The 7,029-nt window shown below is 75.1% G+C and carries 6 protein-coding genes; 4 read left to right on the forward strand and 2 right to left on the reverse strand.

What is annotated here, in order from left to right:
• Positions 1-7: 7 nt before the first annotated feature.
• Positions 8-991, reverse strand: coding sequence for a DUF1702 family protein (locus ABD308_RS39180; RefSeq protein ID WP_344345876.1), 984 nt, complete (start codon positions 989-991; stop codon positions 8-10).
• Between the two features lie 219 nt (positions 992-1,210).
• Between ABD308_RS39180 and ABD308_RS39185 the strand changes: the two genes are divergently transcribed.
• Complete coding sequence (locus ABD308_RS39185; RefSeq protein ID WP_344345878.1) at positions 1,211-2,119, forward strand: hypothetical protein; 909 nt, start codon at positions 1,211-1,213, stop codon at positions 2,117-2,119.
• Between the two features lie 46 nt (positions 2,120-2,165).
• Here ABD308_RS39185 and ABD308_RS39190 read toward each other — a convergent pair whose 3' ends face one another.
• A complete protein-coding gene (locus ABD308_RS39190; RefSeq protein ID WP_344345880.1) occupies positions 2,166-2,807 on the reverse strand; it encodes a TetR/AcrR family transcriptional regulator in 642 nt (213 codons plus the stop codon).
• 80 nt (positions 2,808-2,887) lie between these two features.
• On the opposite strand from ABD308_RS39190, the gene ABD308_RS39195 reads away from it, so the two are divergent.
• From ABD308_RS39195 to ABD308_RS39205, 3 genes are all read left to right on the forward strand, one after another.
• Positions 2,888-4,273, forward strand: a complete 1,386-nt coding sequence (locus tag ABD308_RS39195; RefSeq protein ID WP_344345882.1) for a carotenoid oxygenase family protein — start codon at positions 2,888-2,890, stop codon at positions 4,271-4,273.
• 163 nt (positions 4,274-4,436) lie between these two features.
• Positions 4,437-6,011, forward strand: a complete 1,575-nt coding sequence (locus ABD308_RS39200) for a GMC family oxidoreductase (RefSeq protein ID WP_344345884.1) — start codon at positions 4,437-4,439, stop codon at positions 6,009-6,011.
• Between the two features lie 137 nt (positions 6,012-6,148).
• On the forward strand, positions 6,149-6,970 hold the full coding sequence (locus ABD308_RS39205; protein WP_344345886.1) for an SAM-dependent methyltransferase: 822 nt from the start codon (positions 6,149-6,151) through the stop codon (positions 6,968-6,970).
• The last annotated feature ends 59 nt before the right edge of the window (positions 6,971-7,029 follow it).

The following is a 7,029-nucleotide window of genomic DNA, read 5'->3' on the forward strand; positions in this document are numbered from 1 at the left end:
TCGGCGGTCACGCGCGGGCCTCGGGGGCGCCGCTGGTGATCCGCTCGGCGATGTTCCGCCGCCAGGTCTCGTAGGCCGTCAGCGCGCCGTCGACGACCGGCCGCGGCCGGGCTTGCTCGCACACCGCGGCGGCCTCCTGCGGGGTGAGGCCGCAGAGCAGCCGGACCGCCGTCTCGGAGTGCTCGGTGAGCAGTCCGGCCTCCACCCGGGCCGTGGAGGCGAAGGCCACGCCCTGGACGAACTGGGGCCGGTGCGGGCCGACCCGCTCGACCAGCAGGCGCAGTTCGTCCTCGGTGGCGCCGCCGGCGTAGCAGGTGGCCAGGCCGACGCCGGCCCACAGGTCGGCGTGCCGGTCGGCCTGGTAGCCGTCGACCAGGTCGGCGACCACGGCCGGGTCGGTGCCGCCGATGAACCACAGGGCCCGGCCGATGCCCTGGTCGATGGCGTGCCCGGCGTAGCGCCGGGTCTCGTCGCCCGGCCAGGGGAAGGCGCTCTCGCGGTAGTGGCCGTGCACGTACCGCGCGGTGCGGAAGTACGCCTGGTGGAAGCCGTAGCCGTCCAGGGCGAGCCAGCGCAGCAGCGGGTCCGCGGGCGCGATCGAGGCCCAGCGGAAGCGGGGCAGCCGGGCCATCGCCCAGCCGACGCCGACGTGCACCATGTAGTCGTGCGGCGCGCCGTGGCCCGCCAGGAACTCCGCGACCCGGCCGTTGCCGGGGACCGGCAGGCCGTCCAGCATGGCCAGGCCCATCGCGGCGCCCTCGTAGGCGAAGCCCCGGTAGCGCACCGGTATCCGCTCCAGCAGCCGGTGCGCCTCGTCCTGGTGGGGGGCCTCGACGGCGATCGCGTAACCGTCGAGGAAGGTCGCGCCGACGGTCTCCAGGTTCTCGCGCGCCTCGGGGCTCTTCACGTGGAAGCCCCGGGTCGACAACTTCGTCTCGTTGTGGCTCGGCGTCAACAGACGGCGCCTGACCGCCCGCCAGCTCCCGCTCATCAGTGCCTCCCGCCCGCCGCGCGCCCGGGTGGCCGCGGCTCTCCGCATCCATGCTTGGGGGCCCCGGCGCGGCGGACTACTCCCACCGTGCCGATGCGGGGCAATCCGGAAGTAGTCGTTCGGGCCGACTGAACTGACAATCTGTCATGTTACGTATGGGTAACCAGGGGTTCCGGCGCGATCGCCGGAGCGGCCCGGGGCGAGTTGGGGGGATACCGCGTGACTGAGACCACCGCCACGGGCTGGACGGTGAAGGCGCCGCCGCGCGCCACCTCGCTGTTCGTCAACGGCCTGTTCCCGCGCCGCCGGGCCCTGGTCGTGGTGCTGGGCCTGCTCGGCGGGGTGCTGCTGGCCTACGCGTGGCCGGCGCGGCCGGTGGACGACGGGGCGGCCTTCTCCGCCGCCGCCCGGCTGCTCGGGCACGACCCCGGGAGCGCGCCGCCGCGCGGCCTCGCCGCCGGCGCGCTGTTCGCCTTCGTCGCGGGCCTGGCCGGGGCGTTCGGCGCCGGCCATCTGGTGGTGCTCGGCCTGCTGGGGCCGCTGGTCGGGCGGATGAGCCTGATCCGCCGCCCCCGGGCGGCGCACGCGCTCCACCCGCTGGGCCCGCTGGCGGCCGGCCTGCTGCCGGCGGCCGTCGGCTGCGGGGTGCTGGAGGGCCTGCTCGGCACCCGGTCCGCCGTGCCGGGGCGGGTCCAGGCGATGGCCGTGTACGGGGTGGCCGGCCTGGTCCTGCTGGCGATCGCGCTGGCCGCCGCCGGGGTGCTGCCCGACCCGCTGGCGGGGGTGGCCCGGCGCTTCCCGAACGCCCCGCTGGTGCTGGTCGGCGCTCTGGTCGGGGCCTTCCCGACCCGGCGGGCGGCCCTGGAGCGCGAACTGCTGTCCGGGGCGGTGGCGTCCGTGTTCCAGTCGATCGGCGGCGTCCTGGTGATGGCGCTGCTGCTCCTGGCGCTGTTCGGCGTCCTCGGTGCGCCCGTGCAGCGCTGGCTGGCCTCCGGTCCGGCCCGGGCGGCGACGCTGACCGCCTCCGCCCTGCTGGTGGCGGGCGCGTTCACGGTGGCCTACTGGGACCTCCGGCTGCTCGGCGACCTCGGCGTCCTCCGGTGGCCGGCGGCGCCCTGGAACGGGTAGTCCGGGCGGGGGTGGCGCGGGCGGGGGTGGTCCGGGCGGGGGTGGCTCAGACCCGCCGCTCCGCCGCCCGGGACACCGACTCCCGGGCGCGCTCGGGGTCGTCGCCGGCGCCGAGGATCATGCCGCAGACCTGCGCCTCGAAGCAGACGTCCGCGGTGAGCGGCTCGATCAGGTACCCGCCGAGGTCGAGCATGACCAGGCCGTGCAGCGCGATCCAGAGCTGATGGGCGACCAGCTCCGGATCGGAGGGCAGGAAGCGTTCGGCGGCCACGCAGCGCTTCACCGCCCCGACCAGGGCGCCCAGGGTGTAGCGGCCGTGCTGCCGGTCGTCGTCGGTGAGCGAGAAGCCGCTGAGGCCGGAGCCGCCGAACATCACGTTGTAGAGGTTCCGGTGCTCGCGGGCGTTGGCCCGGTACGCCCAGCCGAGCGCGACCACGTCGGAGACCGGGTCGTCGCTCTCCTCGACCGCCTCCAGCCGCCGGTTGAGCAGGGTGAAGCCCTCGCGGACCATCGCCCGCACCAGGTCGTCCATGCCGCCGAAGTGCGTGTAGACCGCCATGGTCGAGGTTCCTACGGTGGCCGCCAGTTTGCGCGTGGACAGCGCGGCCGGCCCCTCCTCGCTGAGCAGCCGCGCCGCGGCTTCGATCAGCTGGTCTCTGAGATTCGGGTCAACCCGCCGTGGACTCACCCTTGACAGTATGTCAGTCTCCTGTGACCCTCATCAATGACAGCGTTATATAACGGTGCTATCGATGGAGGGGGCGGGCCATGCCTCGCGCCACGGGTCACACGTCAACGAGCCACCTGTCCAGCACGGCGCACCTGCTCGGACGCGGCTACCGGCCGGTGCCCGCCGAGACCGGGCACACCGGCCTGACCGTCCACGGCGACCTGCCGCCGCAACTGGACGGCACCTTCCTGCGGATCGGCCCCAACACCCGCGGCGAGCACGACCCCGCCGTGCAGCACGCCTTCGCCGGCGCCGGCATGGTGCACGGCCTGCGGCTCGGCGGCGGCCGCGCCCACTGGTACCGCAACCGCTGGCTGCGCGGCGACACCGTCAGCCGCGAACTCGGCGAACTCCCCACCCCCGGGCCGCGCCGCGGCCTCGACGACAACGTCAACGCCAACCTGGTCCACCACGCCGGCCGCACCCTGGCCGTCACCGACGGCGGCGCCCTGCCGCTCGTCCTGGACCCCGGCCTGCGCACCGTCGCCCGCACCGACTTCGACGCCACCCTGCCCGGCGGCTTCTGCGCCCACCCGCTCACCGACCCGCTGACCGGGGAACTCCACGCCGTCGCCGTCGACCCGGCCGGGGACGAGGCCGTGCTGCTCACCGTCGACGTCGAGGGCCGGGTCCGCGAGGCGCTGCCCGTGCCGGTCAAGGGCCGCCCCTGGATGCACGCCTTCGCGCTCACCGAACGCCACGCGGTCCTGTTCGACCTGCCGGTCGCCCACGACCCCGCCGAGGCCCGGGCCGGCTCGCCCGCGCCCTACAGCTGGCGGCCCGACCGCGAGGCCAGGGTCGGCATCGTCCGCCGCGACCGGACGGGGGCCACCGCCCTCTGGCTCGACGTCCCGCCCTGCTTCGTCTTCCACCCCGTCAACGCCTTCGAGGACGCCGACGGCCGGATCACCGTCGACGTGATCCGCCACGAACGCGCCTTCGACCGCGACCGGCTGCACCCCAGCGAGTCCGCGCCCACCCTGTGGCGCTGGATCCTCGACCCCCGCGAGGGCGCCGTGCTCGAACGCCGGCTCGACGGCCGGGTCCAGGAGTTCCCGCGCATCGACGAACGGCGCACCGGCCTGCCGTACCGCTACGCCTTCACCGTCGAACTCGTCCCCGGCCAGGGCGCGGCGCTCTGCGGTCCCGCGCTGCTGCGGCACGACCTCGCCACCGGCCGCACCGACCGGCACGCCTTCACCGGCGGACGGCAGAGCGGCGAACCCGTCTTCGTGCCGCGCGACGCGCTCGCCCCCGAGGCCGACGGCTGGCTGCTCACCCTGGTGTACGACCCGGCCGCCGACCGCAGCGAACTGGTCGTGCTGGACACCGCCGACTTCACCGGCCCGCCGGTCGCGGTGGTGCCGCTGCCGGTGCGGGTGCCGCACGGGTTCCACGCGCGGTGGGTGCCCGCCGGATGGTGAGCGGCCGAACCCCGGCCGGGCTTCTCCAGGAATGCCTTATGTCCCGCCCGGAATTCCCCCGGCGGAATTCCGGGCGGCCTTTCCGGCAAGCCGTGAGAAGTGCGGACGGGCGCCCCGGCGATACGGTGCGGGAAATTCGACCGCACCGATCGGGGAGAACCGCATGGCCGTCCCAGACTCCTTCGACGACATCGTGGTGGGTGCCGGCACCGCGGGCGCGGTGGTCGCGGCCCGGCTCAGCGAGGACGGCGCCCGGCGGGTGGCGCTGATCGAGGCCGGCCCGCACTACGCCACCCGCGAGCGGACCCCCGACGACCTGCTGAACGGCAACGCGATGTCGCTGGCCCGGCACGGCTGGGGCCTGTCCGCCCGGCTCACCGCGAGCCGGCGCACCGCCTTCCCGCAGGGCAAGGTGACCGGCGGCTCCTCCGCCGTCGGCAACACGGTGGTGATCCGCCCCACCCCCGCCGACCTCGACGAGTGGGCCGCCCTCGGCAACCCGGCGTGGAGCTGGGAGGAGGCGCTGCCCCGGCTGCGCGCGATCGAGGACGACCTCGACTTCGGTGCTGACCCGCACCACGGCACCGGCGGCCCGATCCCGGTCCGCCGCTGGCGCCCGGAGGAACTCACCACCGTGCAGCGGCTCTTCCTCGACGGCTGCCTGGAGGCCGGCCACCCGCACGCCGCCGACCACAACCACCCGCTGTCCACCGGCGTCGGGCCCATCCCCTCCAACCGCCGTGACGCCCGCGAGCGGGTCTCCACCGCGATGGCGTACCTGTGGCCCGCCGCCGGCCGCCCCAACCTCACCATCGTCCCGGACGCCCTGGCCGACCGGGTCCTGATCGACGGCGACGGCGTCGCGCGCGGCGTCCGGGTCCTGGCGGACGGCGCCACGTACGACCTGAGGGCCCGGCGGATCGTGCTCGCGGCGGGCGCGATCGGCTCGCCCGCCGTCCTGCTGCGCTCGGGCGTCGGCCCGGCCGGGCGGCTGTCCGAGCTGGGCATCCCGGTCCGGGCGGACCTGCCGGGCGTCGGGGAGGGCCTGGTCGACCAGCCGCGGATCGGCGTCTTCCTGACGCCCAGGCCCGGCGCCGCCGACCGCAGCGCCTCCACCGGCCAGATCGTGCTGCGCACCACCGGGCCCGCGCCCGCCGGGGAGGCGGAGCGCTTCAACGACATGTACTACGCGATGGTGAACCACTTCAACCTGGCCCACCACTTCCCCCGGCTGCGCGAGGCGGCGGGCGTCGACGGGGTGTTCGGCATCATGGCGGTGGTCCGCCGCCCGCACTCTCGGGGCCGGGTCACCCTCGCCTCCGCCGACCCGCGCGCCGCGCCGCGGATCGACCTCGGCTACCTCACCGACCCGCGCGACCACGGCCTGTTCGCCGAAGCGGTGCGCACCTGCTGGCGGTTGGCGAACTCGGCCGGGATCGGGGCGCGGGCCGAGCGGGTGGTCGCGCTGGACGAGCGGACCGTCGACGACGAGGAACTGCTGCGGGAGTACGTCGAGACGGTCGTCGACACCGCCTTCAACCCGGCCGGCACCCTGCGGATGGGCCCGGCCGGCGACCCGGGCGCGGTGGTGGACCAGTTCGGCGCCGTCCGGGGCGTGGCCGGCCTGTACGCGGCCGACGCCTCCGTGATGCCGTCCATGGTGTGCGCCAACATCGCGCTGACCACCGTGCTGATCGGTGAGCGGATCGCCGAGGCGCTGCGCGGGGACCCCTCCTGAATTGCACGGTCGGGCATTCTCGGAGTAAGCCCCGGGCGGGCTCCGCTGAAACAATCTCTTCCGGCGTCCTCCGGTCGCCGGAAAACCGGAAAACACCTCCGCGCTTTCCGGGCGCGGCCTTTCGGAAAGGAACTGCGATGACTGTGGAAAGCGCGGAGTCCGGGCACATCGCGGGGGTCGACCCCGAGGTCCCGCACGTCTCCCGGGTGTTCGACCTGATGCTCGGCGGCACCGCGAACTTCGCGGCCGACCGGGCCGCCGCCGAGTTCGCCTTCGCCTCCTGGCCGGGCGGCGACGTCCGGGTGGACATCCAGGCGGCGCGCGGCGCGCTGGTCCGGATCGTCCGCTACCTGGCCGCCGAGGCGGGCATCCGGCAGTTCCTCGACATCGGCACCGGCCTGCCCACCATGAACAACACCCACGAGGTGGCGCGCGGCGTCCACCCGGACGCCCGGACCGTCTACGTCGACAAGGACTCGGTCGTGGTGGCGCACGCCCGCCACCTGCTGGCCGGCCTGCCCCGGGACGAGGTCCGCTACCTCCAGGGCGACATGAAGGAGGTCGACAGGATCCTCGACGCGGCGCGGGCGGTGCTGGACTTCGAGCAGCCGATCGGCGTGATCCTCTTCGGCGTCCTGCACTTCTTCCCGGACGAGCAGGGCCCCGCCGAGCTGATGAAGCGCATCGTGGACGCCGTCCCCCCGGGCAGCCACGTCGCCTTCTCCCAGTTCGCCCGGGTCGGCGAGGACGCCGCGATGGACGAGGCATTCGAACTGCTCAACCAGCAGTGGGGCGAGTCGGTGGTGCGCCGGACCCGGGAGGAGACCGCCGACCTGTACTTCGCCGGCCTGGAGCCGGTCGAGCCCGGCGTGGCCGAGCTGCCCGACTGGCGGCCGGAGCCCGGCGAGGCGGGCCCGCGGCCGATGCCGATGTGGTGCGGGCTGGCCCGCAAGGCCTGACCGCCCGCGGCCGTACCGGGCCGCCGGAGCCGTACCGAGCCGCGCCGGCGGCCCGGTAC

This window comes from Kitasatospora putterlickiae (genome assembly GCF_039527695.1).
Classification (GTDB): Bacteria; Actinomycetota; Actinomycetes; order Streptomycetales; family Streptomycetaceae; genus Kitasatospora; species Kitasatospora putterlickiae.

Excerpts from the sequence above, each read along its gene's own strand:
- ABD308_RS39200 (WP_344345884.1), top strand. The coding sequence starts at position 4,437 with ATGGCCGTCCCAGACTCCTTCGACGACATCGTGGTGGGTGCCGGCACC.
- ABD308_RS39205 (WP_344345886.1), top strand. The coding sequence starts at position 6,149 with ATGACTGTGGAAAGCGCGGAGTCCGGGCACATCGCGGGGGTCGACCCC.
- ABD308_RS39195 (WP_344345882.1), top strand. The coding sequence starts at position 2,888 with ATGCCTCGCGCCACGGGTCACACGTCAACGAGCCACCTGTCCAGCACG.
- ABD308_RS39180 (WP_344345876.1), bottom strand. The coding sequence starts at position 991 with ATGAGCGGGAGCTGGCGGGCGGTCAGGCGCCGTCTGTTGACGCCGAGC.